At 52.3% G+C, this 22,563-nt stretch carries 23 protein-coding genes and 1 other RNA gene; 11 read left to right on the top strand and 13 right to left on the bottom strand.

The window, feature by feature from the left end:
• Entirely contained in the window at positions 1–369 is a 369-nt protein-coding gene (gene sufA / locus AC4IC4_RS09570) for a Fe-S cluster assembly scaffold SufA (protein WP_008500631.1), read from the bottom strand.
• A gap of 469 nt (positions 370–838) precedes the next feature.
• Between sufA and AC4IC4_RS09565 the strand changes: the two genes are divergently transcribed.
• Genes AC4IC4_RS09565 through AC4IC4_RS09555 form a run of 3 tightly spaced genes read left to right on the top strand, consistent with a single transcriptional unit; the run spans position 839 to position 2,097 of the window.
• Complete coding sequence (locus AC4IC4_RS09565; protein WP_491472611.1) at positions 839–1,363, top strand: DUF2778 domain-containing protein; 525 nt, start codon at positions 839–841, stop codon at positions 1,361–1,363.
• Positions 1,335–1,604, top strand: a complete 270-nt coding sequence (locus AC4IC4_RS09560) for a hypothetical protein (RefSeq protein WP_491472610.1) — start codon at positions 1,335–1,337, stop codon at positions 1,602–1,604. The genes AC4IC4_RS09565 and AC4IC4_RS09560 overlap by 29 nt, the downstream gene beginning before the upstream one ends.
• Position 1,605: 1 nt before the next feature.
• A complete protein-coding gene (locus AC4IC4_RS09555; protein ID WP_048991558.1) occupies positions 1,606–2,097 on the top strand; it encodes an Hcp family type VI secretion system effector in 492 nt (163 codons plus the stop codon).
• Positions 2,098–2,281: 184 nt separating this feature from the next.
• Here AC4IC4_RS09555 and AC4IC4_RS09550 read toward each other — a convergent pair whose 3' ends face one another.
• Both AC4IC4_RS09550 and AC4IC4_RS09545 read right to left on the bottom strand, forming a co-directional pair.
• The gene (locus tag AC4IC4_RS09550) at positions 2,282–3,010 is read right to left on the bottom strand and encodes a MerR family transcriptional regulator (RefSeq protein WP_491472609.1); all 729 of its coding nucleotides are present in this window, start codon (positions 3,008–3,010) and stop codon (positions 2,282–2,284) included.
• Between the two features lie 185 nt (positions 3,011–3,195).
• Complete coding sequence (locus AC4IC4_RS09545; protein ID WP_491472608.1) at positions 3,196–4,419, bottom strand: diguanylate phosphodiesterase; 1,224 nt, start codon at positions 4,417–4,419, stop codon at positions 3,196–3,198.
• 338 nt (positions 4,420–4,757) lie between these two features.
• Here AC4IC4_RS09545 and ycgZ point away from each other — a divergent pair, with 338 nt between their 5' ends.
• From ycgZ to fdhF, 4 genes are all read left to right on the top strand, one after another.
• Complete coding sequence (gene ycgZ, locus AC4IC4_RS09540; protein WP_491472607.1) at positions 4,758–4,997, top strand: regulatory protein YcgZ; 240 nt, start codon at positions 4,758–4,760, stop codon at positions 4,995–4,997.
• Positions 4,998–5,001: 4 nt separating this feature from the next.
• Positions 5,002–5,322: a hypothetical protein gene (locus AC4IC4_RS09535; RefSeq protein WP_032650984.1), complete on the top strand. Its 321-nt coding sequence runs from the start codon at positions 5,002–5,004 to the stop codon at positions 5,320–5,322.
• 29 nt (positions 5,323–5,351) lie between these two features.
• Entirely contained in the window at positions 5,352–5,630 is a 279-nt protein-coding gene (locus tag AC4IC4_RS09530; protein WP_023617825.1) for a biofilm development regulator YmgB/AriR family protein, read from the top strand.
• 190 nt (positions 5,631–5,820) lie between these two features.
• Entirely contained in the window at positions 5,821–7,971 is a 2,151-nt protein-coding gene (gene fdhF / locus AC4IC4_RS09525) for a formate dehydrogenase subunit alpha (protein ID WP_491472606.1), read from the top strand.
• A 45-nt stretch (positions 7,972–8,016) separates the two neighbouring features.
• On the opposite strand, the gene fliB is transcribed toward fdhF, so the two are convergent.
• From fliB to AC4IC4_RS09490, 7 genes are all read right to left on the bottom strand, one after another.
• Positions 8,017–9,234 (bottom strand): flagellin lysine-N-methylase, encoded by a 1,218-nt coding sequence (fliB, locus tag AC4IC4_RS09520; protein ID WP_491472605.1) that lies wholly within the window; start codon positions 9,232–9,234, stop codon positions 8,017–8,019.
• An 88-nt stretch (positions 9,235–9,322) separates the two neighbouring features.
• Positions 9,323–9,967, bottom strand: coding sequence for a helix-turn-helix transcriptional regulator (locus AC4IC4_RS09515; RefSeq protein ID WP_491472604.1), 645 nt, complete (start codon positions 9,965–9,967; stop codon positions 9,323–9,325).
• Between the two features lie 51 nt (positions 9,968–10,018).
• Entirely contained in the window at positions 10,019–10,537 is a 519-nt protein-coding gene (locus AC4IC4_RS09510) for a fimbrial protein (RefSeq protein ID WP_491472603.1), read from the bottom strand.
• Between the two features lie 5 nt (positions 10,538–10,542).
• On the bottom strand, positions 10,543–11,490 hold the full coding sequence (locus tag AC4IC4_RS09505) for a fimbrial protein (RefSeq protein WP_048991562.1): 948 nt from the start codon (positions 11,488–11,490) through the stop codon (positions 10,543–10,545).
• A gap of 11 nt (positions 11,491–11,501) precedes the next feature.
• Complete coding sequence (locus AC4IC4_RS09500) at positions 11,502–14,030, bottom strand: fimbria/pilus outer membrane usher protein (protein ID WP_491472808.1); 2,529 nt, start codon at positions 14,028–14,030, stop codon at positions 11,502–11,504.
• A 44-nt stretch (positions 14,031–14,074) separates the two neighbouring features.
• A complete protein-coding gene (locus tag AC4IC4_RS09495; RefSeq protein ID WP_491472602.1) occupies positions 14,075–14,752 on the bottom strand; it encodes a fimbrial biogenesis chaperone in 678 nt (225 codons plus the stop codon).
• A gap of 79 nt (positions 14,753–14,831) precedes the next feature.
• Positions 14,832–15,362, bottom strand: coding sequence for a fimbrial protein (locus tag AC4IC4_RS09490; protein ID WP_024909406.1), 531 nt, complete (start codon positions 15,360–15,362; stop codon positions 14,832–14,834).
• Between the two features lie 416 nt (positions 15,363–15,778).
• Here AC4IC4_RS09490 and AC4IC4_RS09485 point away from each other — a divergent pair, with 416 nt between their 5' ends.
• On the top strand, positions 15,779–16,438 hold the full coding sequence (locus tag AC4IC4_RS09485) for a winged helix-turn-helix transcriptional regulator (protein ID WP_032650971.1): 660 nt from the start codon (positions 15,779–15,781) through the stop codon (positions 16,436–16,438).
• A gap of 69 nt (positions 16,439–16,507) precedes the next feature.
• Positions 16,508–17,137 (top strand): helix-turn-helix domain-containing protein, encoded by a 630-nt coding sequence (locus tag AC4IC4_RS09480; protein ID WP_491472601.1) that lies wholly within the window; start codon positions 16,508–16,510, stop codon positions 17,135–17,137.
• A gap of 50 nt (positions 17,138–17,187) precedes the next feature.
• On the opposite strand, the gene AC4IC4_RS09475 is transcribed toward AC4IC4_RS09480, so the two are convergent.
• The 3 genes from AC4IC4_RS09475 to ydiJ form a co-directional block, all read right to left on the bottom strand.
• Positions 17,188–17,382 (bottom strand): YdiH family protein, encoded by a 195-nt coding sequence (locus tag AC4IC4_RS09475; RefSeq protein WP_003857766.1) that lies wholly within the window; start codon positions 17,380–17,382, stop codon positions 17,188–17,190.
• Positions 17,383–17,467: 85 nt separating this feature from the next.
• Positions 17,468–17,878, bottom strand: coding sequence for a 1,4-dihydroxy-2-naphthoyl-CoA hydrolase (gene menI, locus AC4IC4_RS09470; protein WP_023311321.1), 411 nt, complete (start codon positions 17,876–17,878; stop codon positions 17,468–17,470).
• Positions 17,875–20,931: a D-2-hydroxyglutarate dehydrogenase YdiJ gene (gene ydiJ, locus AC4IC4_RS09465; protein ID WP_491472600.1), complete on the bottom strand. Its 3,057-nt coding sequence runs from the start codon at positions 20,929–20,931 to the stop codon at positions 17,875–17,877. Before ydiJ ends, menI begins: the two co-directional genes overlap by 4 nt.
• A 199-nt stretch (positions 20,932–21,130) precedes the next feature.
• Here ydiJ and ydiK point away from each other — a divergent pair, with 199 nt between their 5' ends.
• Together ydiK and rprA are read left to right on the top strand one after the other, a co-directional pair.
• Positions 21,131–22,246: an AI-2E family transporter YdiK gene (ydiK, locus tag AC4IC4_RS09460; RefSeq protein ID WP_024909410.1), complete on the top strand. Its 1,116-nt coding sequence runs from the start codon at positions 21,131–21,133 to the stop codon at positions 22,244–22,246.
• Positions 22,247–22,454: 208 nt separating this feature from the next.
• An RNA gene (gene rprA / locus AC4IC4_RS09455) (antisense sRNA RprA) lies at positions 22,455–22,562 on the top strand.
• Position 22,563: the final 1 nt, after the last annotated feature.

Here is a 22,563-nt window from a genome sequence, read left to right as displayed (position 1 = left end):
CTATACCCCAAAGCTTTCGCCGCAGCCGCATTCGTTCTGGGCTTTCGGGTTATGAAATTTGAATAACTGGTTTAAGCCTTCGCGGACGTAGTCCACTTCGGTGCCGTCAATAAACGGCATGGCCTGCAGCGCGACGTACAGTTTCGCGCCGTCGGTCTCGAATACCAGGTCATCTTTCTCGGGTTCGGTGACGGTATCGAGCACGTAACCAAAACCTGCGCAGCCGGTCTGTTTGACACCCAAACGCACGCCGAGGATCTCGGGCTTTTTCGCCACCAGCTCGTGAATATGTGCCGCCGCCGCTGGCGTGAGCGTTAACCCGCGCCAGGCAAAATCGGCTGGATTAAAGGTTTCTGAATGCAGTTCCATAGGTCCACCTCATCTGATAAGCCATCAGGGCATAACACCATGTTAGTGATAACGATTATCACTTCAACCCTCTATCAGCAGGGGCATTCGGTTAAACCGCCCTTTTTGCCTACTTTTATTAAGCATAGACCCTGTGGCAGGATGCAGGCAGGATGGATTTAATTGTTCAATGCATTGATTAATAATGCATTTCGTTGTGGCATTTTTGACGGAGAGGAGAAAAGTAAAATATGCATCGGAAATGCCTATTTTTGAGATAGCTACTTTGATTGCCGCAAACTCAATTTAACAGATGCGATTTGGCACGCTGTAGAAGGCCTACGCTTCAGTTGCGCAGCAGGAAAGCGCTTCTCAGCAATAGACAGACTGATAATGCGAGTCTTTTTCTGAAAATCATTCACTCACTCTGGATCACATTATTAATCGCTGTAGCATTAACCATACACTTTTAATGGAAATAAGGTGGCATATGCCATTACAGGGAAAGATGATTCTGAACGGTGCAGATTACGCGCCTTTCGATCTGTATGGGGTAGGCGTGTTCATGGCGCACTCCGGGTTGGGGGCCAACAGAAACAATGCCAGTTGCGGACATGTCGCCAATACTGGCCCTATTCCCCCAGGGAAATACTGGATTGTAGATCGCAGGGAGGGTAACTGGTTTTCACAAAAAAAAGAGGAGATTCACGATGAAGCTAACAGATTTATTGGCCGAAATGCTTTTGGTAAATCTGACTGGTTTGCTTTGTGGCGTGATGACTGGGGCATAGATGACTACACATGGATAGAAAGTGTAAAGCGTGGAAATTTCCGACTACACCCCGGCACAGTTTCAAAAGGATGCATAACTATCGCCAACATGTCTGATTTTACGATGATTCATAACGCGCTAATGAATACATCGCTTATTCAGGTTCCATGCATGCGGTCACTCATGGCGCGAGGCTGGGTAGAGGTAGTAGCGGGTGGCTACATTAAAAAACCTTGCTCGTAGGGCAAGTAAAATTATTTACTTTCTCATTTTATTACTCGCTCTTGGTCATATGCTACCAGGCCCGGAGTTATATATTAACTATGATGTAGCCAGAACAACAGCAATCATTATAGCCGGAAATGAAAATGCAGAATCAATGTATGATGCCTATTCACTTATTGACTGGCTTACAATGCTAATTATCGCTACCCCTCTCTATATTTTAACAATGAAGTTAATCAAAAAGTTAAGGAGACAATAAAATGCCTATACCTCCCTATATGTGGCTTAAAGACGATGGCGGTGCAGATATCAAAGGATCTGTTGATGTACAAGATCGTGAAGGTAGTATTGAAATTATCGGTCTGAGCCACGGTATAAATTTACCCGTTGACAGCGCAAACGGCAAAATCACCGGCACCCGCCAGCACTCATCCATGATGATCGAGAAAGAAGTTGATAGCTCTACGCCATATCTTTACAAGGCTGCAGCAACTGGGCAGACGCTGAAAAGCGCAGAAATAAGGTTTTATCACATCAATGATGCAGGTCAGGAGGTTTGCTACTACACCGTTCTTATGGAGAATGTGAAATTAACTGGCGTCCACTGTAGCGTTCCGAATATTAAGCTGGCGGGGAACGATAAAATGAATCACATAGAAAGTGTCAGCATTCAATATGAAAAAATCACCTGGAGAATTCTTGACGGTAATATTCAATTTTCAGATGCATGGAATGAGCGCCATACTCGCTGAGTATTAATAAGGGGACACCGTCCCCTATTGAACAAGTTTCCGACAGCAAAGCCCCCAGAAAAAAGCAGATGCCGTTTAAAATTAGCCGGGTAAATCTCATCCGCAGGAATAATGCCTATTCTTAAGATAGCTTTTTGCAAGGAAAGTGACAAAGACAAAAAAAGGCCTTCAAGGCCTCTTACACTCAGTGATGAAATGATACAGCAAACCCCTGCTCACGCCAGTGGTCAAGCTGTTCCTGCTGGCGAGGCGTTGGGGATTTCCCCGTCCAGACAAAGATTTTTTGCCCCGGGAAGAGTTCAGGACGCGGCGAGTCAATGGGCTCTGCCAGCACGTCAATGTGCCAGCCCTTTTGCGACAGGCGCGCGGCTTCCAGCCACAGGTGGGTGCGGTCATCACACTCCCAGCCAATCAGGAGCGCGTCTTTGCCGGCTTTTTTGCGGGACTCCGCCAGGCTTGCAATCGCAAATTCGATCAGTACGCCGTCAAACAGGCTCGCCATGTGACGCACGGTATTTTGATCCTGGTTCATACGCTGACGGACGGGAGAGATAATATTGTCAATCAGCGCATCCATCGCGTGATCGCGGCGGAATTCACCTATTTTGGCCCGCAGCTTTGGAGGACTGGCGTATCGCAGAACGGTCATCATCTCTTCCTGGAACGAGACCCAGTTGCCCTGCGTCAGCACTTCCTTGTTTTCCAGCAAGGCTTTAACTTTTCCGACCGAAACGCCGCTTTTCATCAGGCGTTTGATCTCTTCAATGCGCAGGATATCTTCATCGTCAAACTGACGATGACCCCCTTCACTGCGCTGCGGCTTCAATAATCCATAACGGCGCTGCCAGGCACGCAGCGTAACGGGGTTGATACCGCATCGTTCGGCCACTTCGCCGATACTGTAATAGGCCATTAACTCCCTCACGCTCAGAACTTCCATACCTAACTGCACCAACCTTATCAGATTGTACACATCATTTGTATAACTAAGACCGCATTTTGAACGGGTGAACGGGGTTCTTTTCCATCCACCTGTTAATACATTGTTGTATAAAATTTGCCGTTCGTACAGTTAAGTCTGCCGGATTGCGTACAGCTTTATCCGAAGTCGAACTTTTTCTCCGGCCACGCAATCGCGGGAATACCCCCGTGTCTTGGGCTGGCAAAAAGATGTCCCTGGAACTGGGAAATCCCCGCGGACTCCAGCCACATCCACTCTTCCGCCTTCTCTACCCCAACAGCGCAGAACTGGATCTCAAGCGAGGAACAGCATTTGATAATCGCCTGAATAATGGCCTGTCGGGGGCCACTTTTATGCACGTTCGCGACCAGATCTCGATTAATCTTAATTCTGTCCGGCTGGAACTGGGCCAGCAGCTGCAGCCCGGCAAAACCGGCACCAAAGTGATCGATCGTCACGCTGATACCCGCGCTTTTTAGCTGCCTGACCGAATCCGTGAATTCATCAAAACGAGATATAGCTTCGCTCTCGGTAAACTCCACCACGATTTGTTCGGGTACAAACCCATTTGCCTCAATCGCGGTGAGCAGGAAATCCACGGCGTTGGGAATGTTGACCAGCGTCATGGGTAGCAGGTTCAGGGATAACGTCTGGTCCTGTAGCCCCAGCGCGCTGGCCATAGAAAGTGCCACCTGCTTGCTTTGCAAATCAGACGTGTAGACTTCTTCATGGGGGCGGCTGGCGAAATAGGCCCCCGGCGAGTCACCGTCAGGAGTGCGCAGAAGCGCCTCCCAGGAGACGACCTGCTGCATAAACGGATCGACTATCGGCTGGAACGCAAAACTACAATCCGCCCCTTTCGCAACCACCTCAGGCTGCGCGGAAAGGCGCGTTTCTTCGCGAACGAATTCCCAGGAATCCGCAGGCGGAAGTTCAAAATAGTTCGCTTTTTCCGTGGCCTCAACAAAGGTGCGGAAAAACTGCAGAGGGCGGTCGTTATAGGTCAACTGGTAGCGTGTCGTCCCCTTATTGAGCACCTGCTGCAGTACCTCGTCCCTGTCAAAGTGGCGCAAGTCAAAAAGCTCCATGCCCACGTTGCCAAAACGCCGGACAGGGCCGTGATCGCGCATTAACTCGACCACGTTATGGTGGCGCGGGTCGTTGCAGATCTGCTCATAGATAGCAGAAACCTGCTCCACCGGCCCTTCAAGCAATTGAAAAAAGTGTGTGCCGTTAAACAGCAAGATCCCCGTGACATTGGATTGCCGATTTTTACGATTTGCAGCAGCGACCATTGATTCCAGCGCTTTCACCGGAACGTCCTCGCAGATATGACTGCGGTAAATGATGGTTGTGAGCATGCTTTTCCTGGGGTTAGGGTTTTGGCCACAGTAGACGTGGGTAATTTTCACTTATAGCACATTAATTGCCTGACAAATAATTTACATCTCAATCATTTACGGCAGTTGATAGGACCGTTCTTCTCGATTGTATAACTTACCAGCGCCCGACATTTTTGTACAATATATCCTGTCACATTACCGATTCATGACAAGCTAGTAACCAACTGAAAATAAAGTAATTTATAAAATATATCATAAAAACATTAAAAATCTGTACATTTTATATGTACAGATTTAGGAATTGTGTATACCTTAATTGTAACGTTAGTGATTACAAAATTTTACAGGAGCGAAACATGCAGCAGAAAGGTTACGCCACAGATTCCGCATCAGCAATCGCACAGTACTTCGAAAAAGCCGCGCTCCCTACCCAGCAGGAGACGCTGGGCCAGGTGGTTGTAGAAATTCTCAGCGACGGGCGAAACCTTAATCGCAAATCGCTCTGTACCAAACTGCTCAGCCGCCTCGAAAAGGCCGATGGCCCGGAAGAGGAAGAGCATTACCACATGCTGCTTGGTCTGCTCTTCGAACGGTAACGTGATGAATAGCAGTGACGCAGACCGACTGATCGACACGCTTATCGGTGAAGCCGTTCTTTCTCTTCTGAAAGAGCGGGGGCCAGTGACAACCGAAGGATTGCTGCAGCGTCTGCGGGTAATGAAAGAGCATGAAAAGGATCCCCGGCGGCGGGAGACACTTGCGGTGGTGATTGCCGATATCGGCTCAAACAGCATCGCCTTTACACGTCGCAGAACCGCGCAAGGACGAACAAACAGAGAGGGACCTCTCAACGATAACCGAGACAATGTAGTGCCGTTATTTGGAAGTGGAAAACCGTCCGACCCCAAAAAAATACATTGACTGCAATTTAACAGCTACGGTGAGAACAAATGAGACAAAATATTCAGCTTCAACCCGAATACCATTCTGCTTTTTTAGACAGTGCGCTGTCGGAATATTTCCGTCACGCAGGCGATCGTTTTGCTGAAGAGTCCGCTGTTTTTTCTACTGCAGTACGCTGTGTTCTGGCCTCCGAAGGTCATCTGTCCAATAAAGCGATCATCCTCTGGCTCATTCAGACGCTGGAAGCCACTAACGACGTGGTTCAGGCGGATGTGATTCGTAAGACGCTGGAAATCGTGGTGGGTTACACGATGGACGATCTCTAAGTTCCTGCTCGCCACGCCCCTAACGTGTCATCGTCAAAACTGACGATCGGCCTGACGATGACACGCGTCTTTCCCCCTTAACACCCTGTAAAACCAGCAAAGCCAACCTGGCACGGTTCCTGCTTAACACCGTTTACGGGACTGGGTTTTCCAGTCAACTTTGCTTCATTTCTTAACAGGTCTGTTATTGATGAAAAAGATCGCCAGCGTCTGCCCCTACTGTGGTGCAGGCTGTAAATTAAACCTTGTCGTTGAAAATAACCGTATCATCCGTGCCGAAGCGGCAGAGGGCGTCACAAACCAGGGCACCCTGTGTCTGAAGGGCTTTTACGGCTGGGACTTCCTCAACGATACCCGTCTGCTCACCCCGCGCCTCACTCAGCCGATGATCCGCTACCACAAAGGCGAGGCTTTCACCCCCGTTACCTGGGAAGAGGCAATCCGCTATACCGCCCACAGGCTCAGCAGCATTAAAGCGCAGCACGGGCCTCGGTCGATCATGACCACCGGCTCCTCCCGCGGAACCGGCAATGAAACAAACTATGTGATGCAAAAATTTGCCCGCGCGGTGCTGAACACCAACAACGTGGACTGCTGCGCGCGCGTCTGTCATGGCCCTTCCGTGGCCGGTTTACAGGAAACGCTCGGCAACGGCGCCATGAGCAACTCCATCAACGATATTGAAAACTCAAAATGTCTGCTGGTGTTTGGCTATAACTGCGCGGACTCCCACCCTATCGTCGCCCGGCGCGTGCTGAAAGCGCGTGAAAACGGCGCGAAAATTATCGTTTGCGATCCGCGGCGCATCGAAACGGCGCGCATCGCCGACCAGCATCTGCAGCTGAAAAACGGCAGCAACATGGCGCTGGTGAACGCCTTCGGCTACGTGCTGCTGGAAGAGGAGTTATACGACAAAAGCTACGTGGCGCGCTTTACGGAGGGGCTGGAGGCCTACCGCCAGACGGTGAAAGACTATGCGCCGGAGAAGGTTGAGCATCTTACCGGCATTCCCGCCCGCGACGTTCGCCAGGCGATGCGCACCTTCGCGGCGGCCCCTTCCGCCACCGTGATGTGGGGTATGGGCGTGACCCAGTTTGGTCAGGCTGTGGATGTGGTCAGAGGGCTTTCCAGCCTGGCGCTGCTGACCGGTAACCTTGGCCGACCCGCCGTCGGCGTCGGGCCGGTGCGCGGTCAAAATAACGTCCAGGGTGCCTGCGACATGGGCGTACTGCCGAATATGTTCCCCGGCTATCAGGATGTGACCGATCCGGCGGTCAGGCAGAAGTTCGCCGACGCCTGGGGGATTGACGTCAATAAAATGGACGATCGCGTCGGGACGCGCATTACCGAGGTGCCTCATCTGGCGCTGGAAGGCAAGGTCAAGGCCTACTACATCATGGGGGAAGATCCGCTTCAGACCGAGGCCGATCTCGGTCTCGTTCGCAGCGGTTTTGAGGCGCTCGACTTTGTTGTGGTTCAGGACATCTTTATGACCAAAACGGCAGAAGTGGCGGACGTTCTGCTCCCTGCCACCTCCTGGGGTGAACACGGCGGCGTCTTTACCTGTGCCGATCGCGGGTTCCAGCGTTTTGGCAAAGCCATCGAGGCCAGCGGCAACGTGAAGCGCGACTGGGAGATCATCAGCCTGCTCGCCACCGAGATGGGCTACCCGATGCATTATGACTCCAACCAGCAGATCTGGGATGAGATGCGCGAGCTGTGCCCGCTCTTCTTCGGCGTGACGTATGAAAAAATGGGCGAGATGGGCCACGTGCAGTGGCCGTGCCCGACGCTGGATCATCCGGGCACGCCTTACCTGTACAAAGACAATCAGTTCGACACCCCGACCGGTAAAGGGCAGCTCTTTGCCGCACCGTGGCGCGCGCCGGCGGAAACCCCGGATGCAGATTTCCCGCTGGTGCTGTGTACGGTACGTGAGGTGGGACACTACTCCTGCCGCTCGATGACCGGGAACTGCGCTGCGCTGCAGAGCCTGGCCGACGAGCCGGGTCGGGTGCAAATGCACCCGGCCGATGCGGAAAATCTGGGCATTAAGGAGGGTCAACTGGTCTGGGTACGTTCACGTCGCGGCAAAGTGATTACCCGCGCCAGCATCAGCGAGCGTATCAACAAGGGTGCGGTTTATATGACCTATCAGTGGTGGATTGGCGCCTGCAACGAGCTGACCCAGGATAATCTCGATCCCATCTCCAAAACGCCGGAAACGAAGTACTGCGCGGTGCAGCTGGAGGCGATTGAGGACCAGCGCTGGGCGGAGGACTATGCCGCGTCGGCGTATCAGTCCATGAAATCGCGGCTGATTAACGCTGTGAATGTGTAAATAAAAAGAGGCTCACCTACGGTGAGCCTCTGACACATTGAGCGTTTACCCAATTAACAGCAGGCAGGATAAATCATCGCCCCCGTTGATTTTATCTATCGCAAAGTCCATGCGTGCATCAATGGTGCTATTGTGCATGGTCTTTTCTGAGAGGCTGGCGATGGTTTTCATCACCACCTGCTGGTCGATTTCACCCTGCATCGATCTTACGCTGAGAATGAATTTGAGATAGAAAAATTCCAGAACAATACGGTAAAACTGACGCATGATGGTGGCCGTATTTTTGCCGGGAAAATAACCGCTGTAAAGCTTGTACAACAGATAATTGCGCAACACGTAGGGTTCTGATAAACAGGAGTCCTCACACAATGCGTGCCACTGCTGATTAATCTTGTCGAATTTTGCTTCCAGTTCCGCAGCGTTGCCTGAACCCGCAACGTTCAAATACGAGGCAATTTGCTGATGCCCTTCAAGAATAAAACCGTCCCGGGCCGAATCCTTCGCCACGTTCGTTCCCATCACAGACAACGCCAGATATTTCATCGCGTTTGATTTAGCCAAATTACTGGAATCGATCAGCGATTTTCCGCATTGAAGTTCATGGCGTAAGGCTTCGTAGAAATTTTCTACTTCAGCAAATTTATTATGCAAATCAAAATTAACGTGTTGAAGACACAGAATAAACTGCGCCAGCGCCATCAAATTTTCTTCAATGTTACGCGAAGGTGACTGGATTAAATTCCACGCAAAAAGATGTATGACCTGCTGCGTCTGCGAAGCAGATTGACGCTGCCCAATCAGGTTCGTCTTATTGCCTGGCACGAGCTCATTTTTCTCCTGGAGCAGCATGGCATCCGGATCAAACAGGACGCGTCGAACCACTTCCGGACAGGAGAGCGTCATCGTATGGCGTGTCTCATCCCGGTACCGACTTGAGTTTCTGGGATAGGTGCTACAGGTTGGCGAAAGTGCCTCTTCCCCTAAATCGCGGTGTATCATGCAGAGTTTGTTTTCATCGATAAAAGGACACTCCCCTTTTTCGTTTAGCTTCACTCTGGAATAGTTGTTCTTACCCTTTCGCTGAAGGATAAGATTTTCTTTGGCGATAGCGGCAATTTCAGCATGCGGGGAAAAGATATATTTCTGATGGCTTTTCTTATCAATATTGATTGACCAGCCGCGACAACACGATATTAAGCACTCTGGCCCAACACACTGGAACTTAGAGACAAAAATCGGCTTGATGGTTTTATGAATTTGCATAGCGAAGGCGTCATTATATAAAGCACGAAAAGTAACATGACACCCCCGCTTTTCTAAAGGAGTATAACTGCACACATTTTTTTGTAATTCACACTATCAATGAAGATGTGAGATAGTCACCCACTCTGCCCGGATATCTGTTTCTCTCCACCATCCGGTGAATCAGGACCATCAGTTCAAAATCACTTCGCAGGTTAAATTTCTGCATCAACAGATACTTATGCGTAAACACCGTCTTATTGCTCATTTTTAGTACCCGGGCAATCTGCACAACAGAGAGTCCCTGGTAAAAATTCGCCATAATCCTTTTTTGTTGCGGTGAAAGTATTTTATGCTGGCATTCGGAGCAGCTTCTTTTCTCCGGGAGATAGCCGGATGATTGTGTTCGGTACCATGCGACGAACAGCACCTGACTTATCCAGTCAAGCGAGGCGCGACGCGAGATAAAAATAATATCCTGAAAACAGAGGGGTAAAGCTGAATAATAATGCTCATCATCAACTAACCCTATCACAATTCCTTTCTGGCGCGCCTGTAATTCAGGAAAGCAAATTAGCGTCTCCCCTTTACAGAGGGAGAGCACGATAATATCAGCAGCACCCACATTTTGATGGTTAAGCCCAACCGCAAAATGGATTTGCTGCTTAAAATTACGCACGAAGAAATCCACAAAAAAACGCTGCAACCCGCTGTAAAAAAACTGGTCTGTCTCTTGAATCAGAATATTCAACATAGCAAGTACCGATATCTGTCAGTCGCTGAGGATGGTCAACGCGCTGCCTTTTCAGTTGTATTGCATCGTCATCACAACGACAGCCCCGATACTGCCCGGTGTCGCGCCACCGCTGACAGCGTGAACCGAAGCCTGCATGGCCATCGTCGCAGTTCTGTCTGCCGCAATATTTTGCGTAAGGCTGGAACCTGTTCCCTTTAATATCCCCGCGCCTGCTTCACGCATGGCAACCGCCACGTTTGTTGCCGAGCCGCTGTTCATGTAGTAGTCCGCGCCGGCAATCGGGTCGGGATTACCGCTGAAGGTGACCGTGACGCTGCGGGTTCCCACGGGGCACTGGGTAAACATCAGGTTAAAAGGCACAGGTTCGGAAGACGATCCCGGGGTTGCCATATTGGATGCCTGAATATCGCCGAGATTAACATCCAGATTGTCATTCCCCCCGTTAAATACGCAGGGAGAAGCAACGATATTGCCGGTGACGCTGACGTTAACGCTATCCGCTGCAATAACATTACCGCTTATTATTGCCGCGATGAACGCTGCCGTGCGCATTATATTCATCATCATCCCCTTTACTGGTAGGTCAAATTTAAGGTTGCTGACGCATTTGCGGTGCCGGGTTCTACCGTCGTTTGCGTCTGGTAATAACGCGCCGTTAATGGGAACGCTTCCTGCCCCCCTGCCGCAAGCTTCAGCGGCAAACGCGCATTGAGGGTGAGAGGTGTACCGTTATAGAGCAACTGAACGCCAACCCCTTTCGCCGTGCCTGTATTACCCTGCCCCGTAAGCGCGAGCACGCTGGGTGTTGCAACGTCAGGATTCTGAATGCCGCTGAGTGATACGTTGACGTTAGCCCCCGCATCGCAGTTAAGCCCGAGATTTTGCGTATTTTGAGCGCCAGCCGGTGTGGTGCCTATCGTTGAGCCAAAAAGCGCGGCAGAAATATCGCCTATCGGAAATGTCAGTTGCGGTGTTGTAATATTGCAGGCCAGTACATTAATGGTTCCGCCCAGCAGGGTGGTCGTCAGGCCATCACGATAAACGCCGTCACTGCCCTGCAGCATCACTACCCCCAGCACGCCCGGCGTCAGCGACCCCGACGAGACCGGTCCGGTAACGATAAGTTCTATTTTACCGCCCCACCATTCGACATAACTTGCCTGCGCATTATAGGAAAAGGTATTGGCCGGGTTTTCAAAATAATTACCCGACGAAAAACGCACGCCTATACCGTTTACATTCGTGTCATAAACATGATTACCGTAAGCACTCGGTGTCGCATTCAAATACCGCATGCTAAAACCCAGCATTAATGGATTGGCACACCCCGTTAAATAGGAACCGGTTATTGTCGCGTTTCGCGAAAATAATACGGTTCCAACGGCCACGTCACGTTGAACCGTAATGGTGCCGATGGACAAAGTTGATTCCTGCGGCGTAATCGTCGTGCAGGTTCCTGCATGAGCACTGTTCCAGCCTGCGGCGATACACAGCAGGAATATGATGTTAATTAAGCGCATGTTAAAAAACCCTAAAGACAATTGACGTTAATTTCGGTAATTCCCCCCGCCGACGGCTGCGGGGAAAGCACGTAAGGTGCGCGGCATTGCCGTTCGCTTTCCGCTCCCCACGTGACGAAGACGGTTCCCTGAGTATCCAGGCCGGTGAGATAAGCCTGGCCTTTATCGCCAACAATAACGCTGCTGCCGTCGGCGCCCTTCAGGCTTGCCATCGCGCCAAAGGGAACAAACTGGCCGTTATGCAGTAAATTAAATAACACCCGCCGCCCCACCTTCGCCTTATAGTCGGCCAAAACGATCGCGCCACGCGTCGGCGTCACCGTCCGGGTATTAATATCCAGCTCAACATCATCCGGCAGACTTTCCGGGGCAAGGGTGATGTCATTTTTACGGTATACGGAGAGATTGCTGACCACCGTATATCCGCGGTAATCCGTTTTAACGCCCGCCTGATTGCGGATATCGACACCGTGTGCGCCCGGCGCGCTAATCAAAACATTGGTCTCGCCCAGGGGTTGCGAAAGCGTGATCCCCTCTCTGTGAGCAAGAATGCCCCCTTGCAGGCCGTAGTTAAGGCGCTCGCTGTTTTTATCGTAGCTGTAGCCCGCCGTCGCTTCGCCGTAGGTTCCCTTATAATCACCGTTCAGATTGCCCGTGTAGCCGACGCCGTCCGACCCAAAGCCTTGCTGCACGTTCCAGTTCAGGGCGTGGTTTTCCAGCGCTACGCCGTTCAGGCCGATGTTGTGGGTGGTGCCGTTATTCTTGCTGGCGCTCACGCCATAGTTAGCCCAGGTCTGCGGCAAAAACGTCTCCAGCGGGATACTGACGTTAAAGGCCAGCAGTTGATCTTTGTCGTACCGTTTATTGTTATCATATGAACCCGCACTGCCGTTTTTACTGTAGGTCCAGGTGAGTCCGTAACTGATGTTGTGCCAGTAGTTGTTGTAGCCCAGGCTGTATGACGCCATCGTTTTACCCGAATTCCGGTAGTCTTCACGGGCCGCGCTCAGCGTCAGCGAGCCAAGATTACCGCCCAGCGTCTGGCTCATCGTCAGCTCGGCCCGGTTGCGGCGTCGATCCTGAAGCGCGGAGCTGTCACCGTACGAATCAAGGATCTCCTGCATACCGTAGTAACCGCTGGTCGAGTAGCGGTAACCCGCAATCGAGAAATGGGTTCCGGTCCCCACAATGTTTTTGCTGTATCGCGCACGCCATGACTGACCGTTAGATTTCTCACCGCCCTGCGGGGTGGACCAGGCCTGAGTCATGTCCGCAGAAATGGCGCCGAAATCACCCATGTTTTTTCCAAGCCCGGTGGCGATCGACTGATATTTACTCGACTCCTGCAGCCCGCCATACAGCGTTAGCCCATACGGCAGACCATAGATCCCGGTGATTTGCCCGAAAGGTGTCTTATCGACGCTGCCGTTATAAGAACGGTATTGCCCTCCGGTCACTGCATACTTGAGCCGTCCTTCGCGCTGTAAAACCGGTAATGACGCGTACGGGAGGGTGAAATGTTGCTCACTGCCATCAGCCTCTTTAACGGTGACGTCCAGATCCCCGGCGCCGCCCGTGGGGTACATATCGGTAATCTCAAAAGCGCCTGGCGCCACGTAGGTCTGATAAATCTGATAGCCGTTCTGCCGCACCACCACCTGGGCATTGGTGCGCGCGATCCCCCGCACCACGGGTGCATAGCCTTTCAGCGAATCCGGGAGCATGTCATCATCCGAAGCCAGCTGTCCGCCGCGAAACGGCATACTGTCGAACACGTCGGCTGGCGCGGAGCTATCCCCCAGGGTGAGCTGCGCTTTGAGCGGAATAATGGCCCGCTGCGCATAGGTGTAGACGGTATCCCATTTGTCCTGACCGGTTTCATCCCTCGACCAGGTGGTGTAATTTCGCAGCCGCCACGGTCCAACGTTGAGACCCGGGCGCAGGTTGGCGTATTGACTGTTGCTGTTTTTACTGCCGTTTTGTTTTGCCCGGCTGTTTGCGCCGCTCAGGCTGTAATTCAACATGGCGGCGGCGATCCCTTCATCCCATAGCGCTGGCGAGACATACCCGCGTGCCGGCATATCAATGGCAGCCTGAGGAATGCTGACGATCAGTCGCTGCGCGGCAAACTGAAAATCCGTGCTGGCGTGAGGGATAGCCTGAAGGTTGACACAGGACGCGTCCTTACTGGCTAAGTCGGGAAAAAGCGCGGTTTTGACGCCCCATCTGTTGAGCTGTTCAATACTCAGACAAGGCTTAAGGCTATCGCCCTCTTCCCCACTTTTTACTGCGGTAAAATCAATATCGCTGGTCTCGATGAGTTGGTCGTCAAGGATAATGTCAACGTGGTATTTCCCTGGTGCCTGCGAACCTGATTCAAAAGCAGATAAATCAGCTTTACCCGTGCCCGGGTTGTCCAGTTCAACCAGCTCGGCGTTGAACGAATCACGGGCATAAACAGTCTGCATTGCATTTACCAGCGCAAAGGCGATACAGATCGCCAGACGCGCAGGCTGCATTTTTTTAGTTTTCGTTGCCATCATCATTAATCTGACCTGATATGAGGATCGCCGCTTTTGATGAATTAAAAGCTGGCCTGATACATTCTTCCGGGGCTGCCGTAATCATTAATGACTTTGAATGTAATGTGGTTACCATTGGCACCTGCGGGTAAGCTAAATACCGCCGTTGCACCCGGTGCCACCCAGGAGACCTCATCCAGTTTTTTATCACCGACGCTTATTTCATTAAAGTTGATGACATATTGCGTTGGATTGGTGACCATGAGCTTATTCCCGCTACGCGACCAGGTTAATTTATTCGCTTGTTCTTCCGGCGTTGTTCCCTTCAGACCTGACGGGCGATAAATAAGCTTGATGCGCGTTTTGACAGCAATTTGCAGTGAGTTTTCCTGTTTTGAGGCAGACGGTATGGCTTTAATATTCAGCCAGAAAAGACTTTCTTTATCCTGGGGTAGTGAACCCGAGAGTAAAATACGTTCAATGTTTTGCTGCCCGCCATCCAGTCGATATAAAGGCGGCGTTACAATAAAAGGTGCTTTATTAGCATTCCCCTCTGGCATGTCAACCCAGGACTGGATTAAATAAGGCACGCTATCAGCATTATTGATACTGATTGATGCCTCTTTTTTCCCACCATCAAAAATAACGCGGGTACCGCCAATAATGACCCCGGCATAAGCGTTCGAAAACGATGCTGTCAGGGCGGCCGATATGAGCAGGGCCTTGCTAATAAAATGCATGTTACACCTCTTGAAACACGGGGGCAGAGACTGCCCCCACGCAGAACGTCATGGAACCGAATCGTGTTCTGCTTAATGACTAGTTATAAACAACGGAGAAATTTGCCACGGAGTTTGCAGGACCTGCCGTCACCGATGCCGCCGTTGAAATATACTGCGCGTAGAAATTCAGCGTATTATCGGCGGTGCTGCTTAGCACATAGCTATAGCTGTTACTGCCGTGCAACGGCAGATCCGCTTTATCAGCGGTCATCAAATTAATAGCAACACCCGTTGCCGCACCGGCGACGGAGGTATCAATAGCAAGCAGATCGGCGTTAGTCAGATCGGGCGTACCGTCAAAACGGACTTTGGCACTGTTGACCGTAACCGGGCAGTTCTTCAGGACGATGTCGAATTTCGTTGCCGCAGTGCGGGAGCCTGTTGCCGGAAATTCTGTTTTATTGTAATCGCCTAATACCACCACCTGATTTTGAGAAGCAACCGCGACATCGCAGGCAGAATCCAGGATGTTACCGTTAAAATTAACGGTCCCTGCAGCAGCGAGTGCATTGCTCATCATTAAGGCAGAACCTGTCGCAACCATCGCTAAAATAATGTTCTTTTTCATAAGCTTCATTTTCCTGTTTACGGGATAACTTTATTTATTATTAAAACGTACGCAGCAGAAAGTTGATAAATAAATCGCAGTGGATTCATCTTCTTTTTAATTAACGCTATAAGGTCTTTCTGACTGGCTATTAAAATTTATATAATCATTTTGGTGAATACAACTTTTTGATGGTCTAGCTGTAGACTCTGATTTAACGTAATTTCAACATTTCTTTCAGGATACGCTTACGTCTTATTTCCTGGTCTATTAGTAGACTTGATCGTCTTTATGTTTTCATTCAAGGGGTTAGATATCAGATGCTCAACGGTCTACTTTTGGACCTTGCCGAAATATTCCCTGACTCCTTCATTTTTAAGATAATTCTCCAGGTAGATCAAAAAACGATCAGACCCGTAGTCGCTGTGAGGTATCTTATGAATACGCGTTTAACCACACCATTGAATAACCACGAATCAACCGTTCTGGGTTTAAAACCGTTTATCCATATAGATACCCTGATTAAATCAGTGCTACCTGCTGCGAACAGAATGGTCATCTGTCGGGGAGAAACCGTACATTATTATAAAGATGATGTGCGCCAGTGTTTTTTACTTCTCCAGGGAAGCGTGGCGCTTCATCGTCGCGGCGACGGCATTGTTTTAAACTCTGAATCAGCGCCTTTTATTCTTGGCGTCAGCAGTCAATTTTCTTCGGAGCATCTCTATGTCAGGGCCCTGGAGACGGCAGAAATCGCCCGCGTGTCGCTGGAGACGTTTAATCAGATTGTTGCGCAGCAGGATTTATGGGAGCACTTTTCAAAGCTGCTGATTTATACGGCCTCACGGGTGTATGAGCACTGCGCGCAAATATCGCAAATGTCTGCCTACGACATCATTCGCTTCCAGCTTGTTGAACTCATGCAGGAGCCCGATGCCATACGGAAAAATACGACGGCCGCCGCGTACATCAAAAGCAGGACGTATCTTTCACGTAGCGGAATTATGCGTATTCTGGCAGAACTGCGGACCGGGAAGTACATCACCATGGAACGTGGGGTGCTGCTTGACATTCACCATCTGCCGCGAAAATATTGATAGCCAGCGTGCCTGTACCCGGGAGAAGCGCTATAATTAGCCAGGTTATTTTTAAGGTTGTCGGCTGCCATGTCCCTTTCAGAAAAGTCTCAACGGGGTTTTCCCTACGCGCAAGAGCTTATTTCACACCTGTTGCCTGATTGCACAACGCGACATACCGCCCGAGGAGAGCGGCTGGACCTGCAAATTAACGGTCAGGGCATGTGCTATTTAATTCTCGAAGGAACCATCGCCATCTACAGAAGAAGCGATGACATGATGCTGTCTACGGCTCGCAGTCCAGCCGTGTTCGGCCTCGCCAACCTGACCGACATCTATTTCAATGATTATATTAAGACCGTCAGCCCTTGTCTGATAGGGACGCTCACCACCGAGCGGGTGAATGAAATTATCAAAGAGAAGGCGCTATGGGGACTGCTTTCTAAACAGCTCATCTTTGTGTATAGCCGTCTTTATAACAACGTGATGCCGCAGGGCGCGCCGACGGCGTATGAGATGATTCGCCAGCAGCTGGTCAAGCTGATGGAGGAAGATGAGAGTTATCGGCTCAGCGTGACGGCGGAAAGGTATATCAGGGAGAAAACCCAGCTCTCCCGCAGCGGCGTGATGCGCATTCTGGCGGATTTAAAAACCGGCGGATTCATCGAAATGGAAGAAGGCAGGCTCATCAAAATCAATAAACTCCCCGCCCGATACTGAATGTCAGGCACAAAAAAGGCCGCATTCGCGGCCCTTTTATTCTCATGTACTCAATGGACGTGAACGCCCAACCGCCAGGCAAAGTAGATCTCTTCTTTCAGCTCATTTGAAGAGAGCGCCAGCAAATCTGTAAATTCCAGCTCAAGCTGTTTCAGCTTTTTCAGGTACTGCGCCGGAGACAGGTTGCTCTTATCGCGACGTAAATATTCAATTGCCAGCTGTGTTGGGGTTATTTCAGTATCCATGATGTCCTCGCTTATGTACAAAACCTAACCAGTATACCACAACGTACTGGCTAGTTTTTGACCAAAGGCAAGACATCTGAAAACTTTACACAACCGCCGTGGTCAGCCGCGACGAGCAGCACAGGCGATCCTGCTCATCGAGGATATCTATTTGCCACACCTGATGGCGGCTTCCGGCGTGCAGCGCGCGGCAAACACCGCGCACGCGTCCGCTGCGCACCGAGCGAATGTGGTTAGCATTCACCTCAAGTCCGACAACCTTCTGCTCCCCTTCGGTGCAGAGATACCCCGCCACCGAGCCCAGCGTTTCGGCCAGCACGACGGACGCTCCGCCGTGCAATAAACCAAACGGCTGGTGGGTGCGGCTATCGACGGGCATGGTGGCCTCAATCTCATCGTCGCCAATGCGAATAAACTGGATATCCAGCAGCCCCACCATATTCCCCTCGCCCATGGCGTTCAGCGCCTGCAGCGTCACGGCACGTTTCCAGATCATCCAATTATCTCCAGTAAAGCCTGCAATGGGTGACGTACACCGTTGCCTTCTACCCGTTTTACCTGGCTGCGGCAGGAGTAACCCGTCGCCAGACAGCGGTTTCGCGGCAAACGCTGCATCGCCTGATGCCAGGACAGCTCATAGATGCCGAGCGAGTTGGCGTGGTTTTTCACTTCGTGTCCGTAGGTGCCGGCCATCCCACAGCAGCCTACGTTGACGCTTTCCAGCTTCGCACCGAAGCGGGCAAAAACAGACGCCCACTGTGCGGGGGCACCCGGCAGCGCGGTCACTTCCGTGCAGTGACCGAACAGATACCACGGTTCACCGCTGACATCCTGAACAGCCTTATCTTCCAGCGCCATCGGCAGCCACTCGTGCACCAGCATCACGTTGAAGTCGCCGCGCTTATCGCCCAGGGTCTGCTTGTATTCATCGCGATAGCACAGCACCAGCGCCGGATCGACGCCGACCATCGGTATCCCGAGTTGCGCCACGCGATTCAGGAAGTCAGACGTTTTCTGCGCGGTCTTCGCAAAGCGGTTCAGGAAACCTTTAATGTGCTGCGCCTTGCCATTCGGGGAGAACGGCAGCACAACCGGCTGGTAACCCACTTTCTCCGCCAGACGGACGAAATCGGCCACAACCTGCGCATCGTAGTAGCTGGTGAACGGATCCTGCACCACCAGCACCACCTTCGCTTTTTGCTCAGGCGTGAGTGCCTCCAGCTGCTCCAGGGTCATGTTCGCCGAGCGATGCCCGACGAGCTGGCGCTGCAGAGACGGTACCGACAGCAGCGGCAGATCGACCATGCCGATATGTTTTTCGGAGAGCTTGCGCACCAGCGGCTGGTTGATAAAGAAGTTGAAGGTCTTCGGCGCGCGCGCCATCAGCGGCGCGTAGCTTTCCACCGTCGCCACCAGATGGTCGCGCACCGGGCGGAGGTAGCGGGTGTGATACAGCTGCAGGAAGCGCGAGCGGAATTCCGGGACGTCGATTTTAATCGGGCACTGGGTGGAGCAGGCTTTACAGGCCAGACAGCCGGACATCGCCTCTTTCACCTCATGGGAGAAATCATACTCGCCCTTGTTGGCATGCCAGCTGTTGCGGGTGCGCTCAATCAGCGAGCGCAGGCTGGCCCGTTTTTCCGGCAGCTCCTGCTCCAGCCTCAGCGGATCCACCCCGCGGTCGGCCAGCAGACGCAGCCACTCGCGCACCAGCGTCGCCCGCCCTTTTGGCGAGTGGATACGGTTGCTGGTGATTTTCATCGACGGGCACATCGGGCTCTTCACATCAAAGTTGAAGCACAGGCCGTTACCGTTGCACTCCATCGCGCCGCGCCAGGAGGAGCGCACCGCAATCGGGATCTGCCTGTCGTACGTGCCGCGCTTGACGGCATCCACCTGCAGCATTGGCGCGTCCACGCCTTCAGGCGGGCAGATTTTGCCCGGGTTGAGGCGGTTATGCGGGTCGAAAGCCGCTTTCACCTTGCGCAGCTCCGCGTAGAGCTGTTCGCCGAAGAATGCCGGGCTGTATTCCGCGCGGAACCCTTTCCCGTGCTCTCCCCAGAGCAGACCGCCGTATTTGGCGGTTAAGGCCACCACGTCGTCGGAGATCTGCTTCATCAGGATCTCCTGCTGCGGGTCGCACATATCCAGCGCCGGACGCACGTGCAGTACCCCCGCATCGACGTGGCCGAACATGCCATAGCTCAGGCCGTGGCTGTCCAGCAGGGCGCGAAACTCGACAATATAATCCGCCAGATGTTCAGGCGGCACGCAGGTATCTTCGGCAAAGGGAATGGGCTTCGCCGCTCCTTTTGCATTGCCGAGCAGGCCCACGGCTTTTTTACGCATCGCATAGATACGCTCAATCCCGGCCAGATCGTTACAGAGCTGCCAGCCGATCACGCCGCCCTGGCCCTGCGCAATCAACTCATCCAGACGCTGGCAGAGCGTGGTGACCTGGCGCTCAATCAGCTCCGCATCATCGCCGGCAAACTCCACGATATTGAGACCGAGCATCTCTTTATCCGGCACGTCGGTAATCAGCTCGCTGACGGAGTGCCAGACAATGTCTTCCCTGGCCAGATTAAGCACTTTGGAGTCGACCGTTTCCACCGACAGCGCTTTCGCTTCCACCATAAACGGCGCATTGCGCAGCGCGGAGTCGAAGGAGTCATATTTCACGTTCACCAGACGACGCACCTTCGGCAAGCGGGTGATATCCAGCCGCGCCTCGGTGATAAACGCCAGCGTCCCTTCGGAGCCAGTCAGCACGCGGGTTAAATCAAACTGGGTCAGGTCGTCGTTAAAGACGTGACGCAGGTCGTACCCGGTCAGGAAGCGGTTTAGTTTGGGGAACTTATCGAGAATAAGCTGGCGGTTTTCGCGGCAGCGTTCCAGCACGGTACGATAGATGCGTCCGCTGGCGGTGTTATCTTTACCCAGCGTTTCCGCCAGTTCGACCGGCATCGGCTGGGTATCGAGGATATCGCCGCCCAGCAGAACGGCACGCACGCCCAGCACGTGATCGGAGGTTTTACCGTAGACCAGCGAGCCCTGACCGGAGGCATCCGTGTTGATCATCCCGCCAAGGGTCGCGCGGTTACTGGTGGAAAGCTCCGGGGCAAAAAAGTAGCCGTAAGGCTTGAGATACTGATTAAGCTGATCTTTGATAACGCCCGCTTCGACCCGCACCCACCCCTCTTCCGGGTTGATCTCAATGATGCGGTTCATATAGCGCGACATATCAACAATGATGCCCTGGTTCAGCGCCTGACCATTGGTCCCGGTGCCGCCGCCGCGCGGCGTAAAGACCAGTGAAGCAAAGCGCTCCTGCGTCGCCAGCCGGGCGATAAGCGCCACGTCGGCCGTTGAACGAGGAAAAACCACGGCATCGGGAAGAAGCTGGTAAATACTGTTATCGGTCGCCATCGTCAGCCTGTCGGCATAGTTCGTGGCGGTATCACCTGTAAAACCCTGTTGCTCCAGTGCTTGCAAAAAATTAAGCACCAGCTGAACGACGCCAGGTGCCTGAGAAATCTGTGGGATCATGACTGTCGACCCTAATTAGAGTTGTATGAAATCGTTTGCGTGTATCTTAAAAGTTTTATCACATTTTTTTCTTATAATCTCTGCTGAATTACAGGCAAAATCCGCCTGTCAAAAACCGCCGAGATCATCAATGATTAGAGAGACGCGGTTTTCCGTTCCCGCCAGTCGTACTGGCGTTCTTTTAAGGAAAGTTTCATTTATGGTCAATCTTCGCCAGCCCAGGGATGTTGCGCAAATATTGCTGTCGGTGCTGTTCCTGGCCCTCATGATTATTGCGTGTCTGTGGATTGTTCAACCCTTTATTCTCGGCTTCGCCTGGGCCGCGACCGTGGTCGTGGCCACGTGGCCTCTGCTGCTGCGCTTGCAGAAGCTGCTGTTCGGCCGTCGCGGGTTAGCCGTGCTGGTCATGACGCTTCTGCTGTTCCTGCTGTTTATTATCCCGATTGCCCTGCTGGTGAATAGCCTGGTGGATTCCAGTGGCCCGGTTATTCGCGCCATTAGCAGCGGCGACGTGACGCTGCCGGATCTGGCCTGGCTGAACAGCATTCCGGTGGTGGGTGCCAAGCTCTACAGCGGCTGGCATAGTCTGCTGGAGATGGGCGGCAGCGCGCTGATGGCAAAAGTCCGCCCGTACATTGGCACCACGACCACCTGGTTTGTCGGTCAGGCGGCACATATCGGCCGGTTTATGATGCACTGTACCCTGATGCTGCTCTTCAGCGCCCTGCTCTACTGGCGCGGCGAGCAGGTCGCTTTAGGCGTTCGTCACTTTGCCACCCGCCTGGCGGGCAAACGCGGTGATGCTGCGGTACTGCTGGCTGCGCAGGCCGTGCGCGCGGTGGCGCTGGGCGTGGTGGTCACCGCGCTGGTGCAGGCGGTGCTGGGCGGTATCGGTCTGGCGATTTCCGGCGTACCGTACGCCACCGTATTTACCGTTGTCATGCTGATGACCTGTCTTGCGCAACTGGGGCCGCTGCTGGTGCTGGTTCCCTGCATTATCTGGCTGTACTGGACGGGTGACACCACGTGGGGAACGGTGCTGCTGGTCTGGAGCTGCGTGGTCGGCACCATGGATAACGTCATTCGTCCGATCCTCATCCGCATGGGTGCAGACCTGCCGCTGATCCTGATCCTCTCCGGGGTCATTGGCGGTCTGATTGCCTTTGGCATGATTGGCCTGTTTATTGGCCCGGTTCTGCTCGCCGTTACCTGGCGCCTGTTCTCCGCCTGGGTGCATGAAATTCCGCCTCCGGGAACAGACCCGGACGTGATTTTGAGCGAACTGGAAGAGCTGGAAGAGAAGAACACGCATTAAGTTTTTTGCCGGGTGGCGCTAACGCTTACCCGGCCTACATTCCCCCTCACAATACTTTAACGATGCTAAAGTATTTATTCGTTGCACACTGGTCAGACCCGCCGTTTCTGCATTAAACCCGCGATTAACCTCAAGAAATCTTTACGCCTCTTTAACTATTGAGACGAATCTGATCGACGCTAAAGATCACAATGCCTACTATTAGCTCACGGTTATAAATCAACACCTTGATTTATAAGCATGGAAATCCCCTGAGTGAAACAACGAATTGCTGTGTGTAGTCTTTGCCCATCTCCCACGATGGGCTTTTTTTTATC

This window comes from Enterobacter sp. Taxon_2 (assembly GCF_058355295.1).
Note: the sequence above shows the minus strand (reverse complement) of the source record. Positions and strands in the feature narration are given on the sequence as shown.

Coding starts and splice junctions, on each gene's coding strand:
- sufA (WP_008500631.1), bottom strand. CDS start 369: ATGGAACTGCATTCAGAAACCTTTAATCCAGCCGATTTTGCCTGGCGC.
- AC4IC4_RS09565 (WP_491472611.1), top strand. CDS start 839: ATGCCATTACAGGGAAAGATGATTCTGAACGGTGCAGATTACGCGCCT.
- AC4IC4_RS09555 (WP_048991558.1), top strand. CDS start 1,606: ATGCCTATACCTCCCTATATGTGGCTTAAAGACGATGGCGGTGCAGAT.
- AC4IC4_RS09550 (WP_491472609.1), bottom strand. CDS start 3,010: ATGGCCTATTACAGTATCGGCGAAGTGGCCGAACGATGCGGTATCAAC.
- AC4IC4_RS09545 (WP_491472608.1), bottom strand. CDS start 4,419: ATGCTCACAACCATCATTTACCGCAGTCATATCTGCGAGGACGTTCCG.
- ycgZ (WP_491472607.1), top strand. CDS start 4,758: ATGCAGCAGAAAGGTTACGCCACAGATTCCGCATCAGCAATCGCACAG.
- AC4IC4_RS09535 (WP_032650984.1), top strand. CDS start 5,002: ATGAATAGCAGTGACGCAGACCGACTGATCGACACGCTTATCGGTGAA.
- AC4IC4_RS09530 (WP_023617825.1), top strand. CDS start 5,352: ATGAGACAAAATATTCAGCTTCAACCCGAATACCATTCTGCTTTTTTA.
- fdhF (WP_491472606.1), top strand. CDS start 5,821: ATGAAAAAGATCGCCAGCGTCTGCCCCTACTGTGGTGCAGGCTGTAAA.
- fliB (WP_491472605.1), bottom strand. CDS start 9,234: ATGCAAATTCATAAAACCATCAAGCCGATTTTTGTCTCTAAGTTCCAG.
- AC4IC4_RS09515 (WP_491472604.1), bottom strand. CDS start 9,967: ATGTTGAATATTCTGATTCAAGAGACAGACCAGTTTTTTTACAGCGGG.
- AC4IC4_RS09510 (WP_491472603.1), bottom strand. CDS start 10,537: ATGATGATGAATATAATGCGCACGGCAGCGTTCATCGCGGCAATAATA.
- AC4IC4_RS09505 (WP_048991562.1), bottom strand. CDS start 11,490: ATGCGCTTAATTAACATCATATTCCTGCTGTGTATCGCCGCAGGCTGG.
- AC4IC4_RS09500 (WP_491472808.1), bottom strand. CDS start 14,030: ATGGCAACGAAAACTAAAAAAATGCAGCCTGCGCGTCTGGCGATCTGT.
- AC4IC4_RS09495 (WP_491472602.1), bottom strand. CDS start 14,752: ATGCATTTTATTAGCAAGGCCCTGCTCATATCGGCCGCCCTGACAGCA.
- AC4IC4_RS09490 (WP_024909406.1), bottom strand. CDS start 15,362: ATGAAAAAGAACATTATTTTAGCGATGGTTGCGACAGGTTCTGCCTTA.
- AC4IC4_RS09485 (WP_032650971.1), top strand. CDS start 15,779: ATGAATACGCGTTTAACCACACCATTGAATAACCACGAATCAACCGTT.
- AC4IC4_RS09480 (WP_491472601.1), top strand. CDS start 16,508: ATGTCCCTTTCAGAAAAGTCTCAACGGGGTTTTCCCTACGCGCAAGAG.
- AC4IC4_RS09475 (WP_003857766.1), bottom strand. CDS start 17,382: ATGGATACTGAAATAACCCCAACACAGCTGGCAATTGAATATTTACGT.
- menI (WP_023311321.1), bottom strand. CDS start 17,878: ATGATCTGGAAACGTGCCGTGACGCTGCAGGCGCTGAACGCCATGGGC.
- ydiJ (WP_491472600.1), bottom strand. CDS start 20,931: ATGATCCCACAGATTTCTCAGGCACCTGGCGTCGTTCAGCTGGTGCTT.
- ydiK (WP_024909410.1), top strand. CDS start 21,131: ATGGTCAATCTTCGCCAGCCCAGGGATGTTGCGCAAATATTGCTGTCG.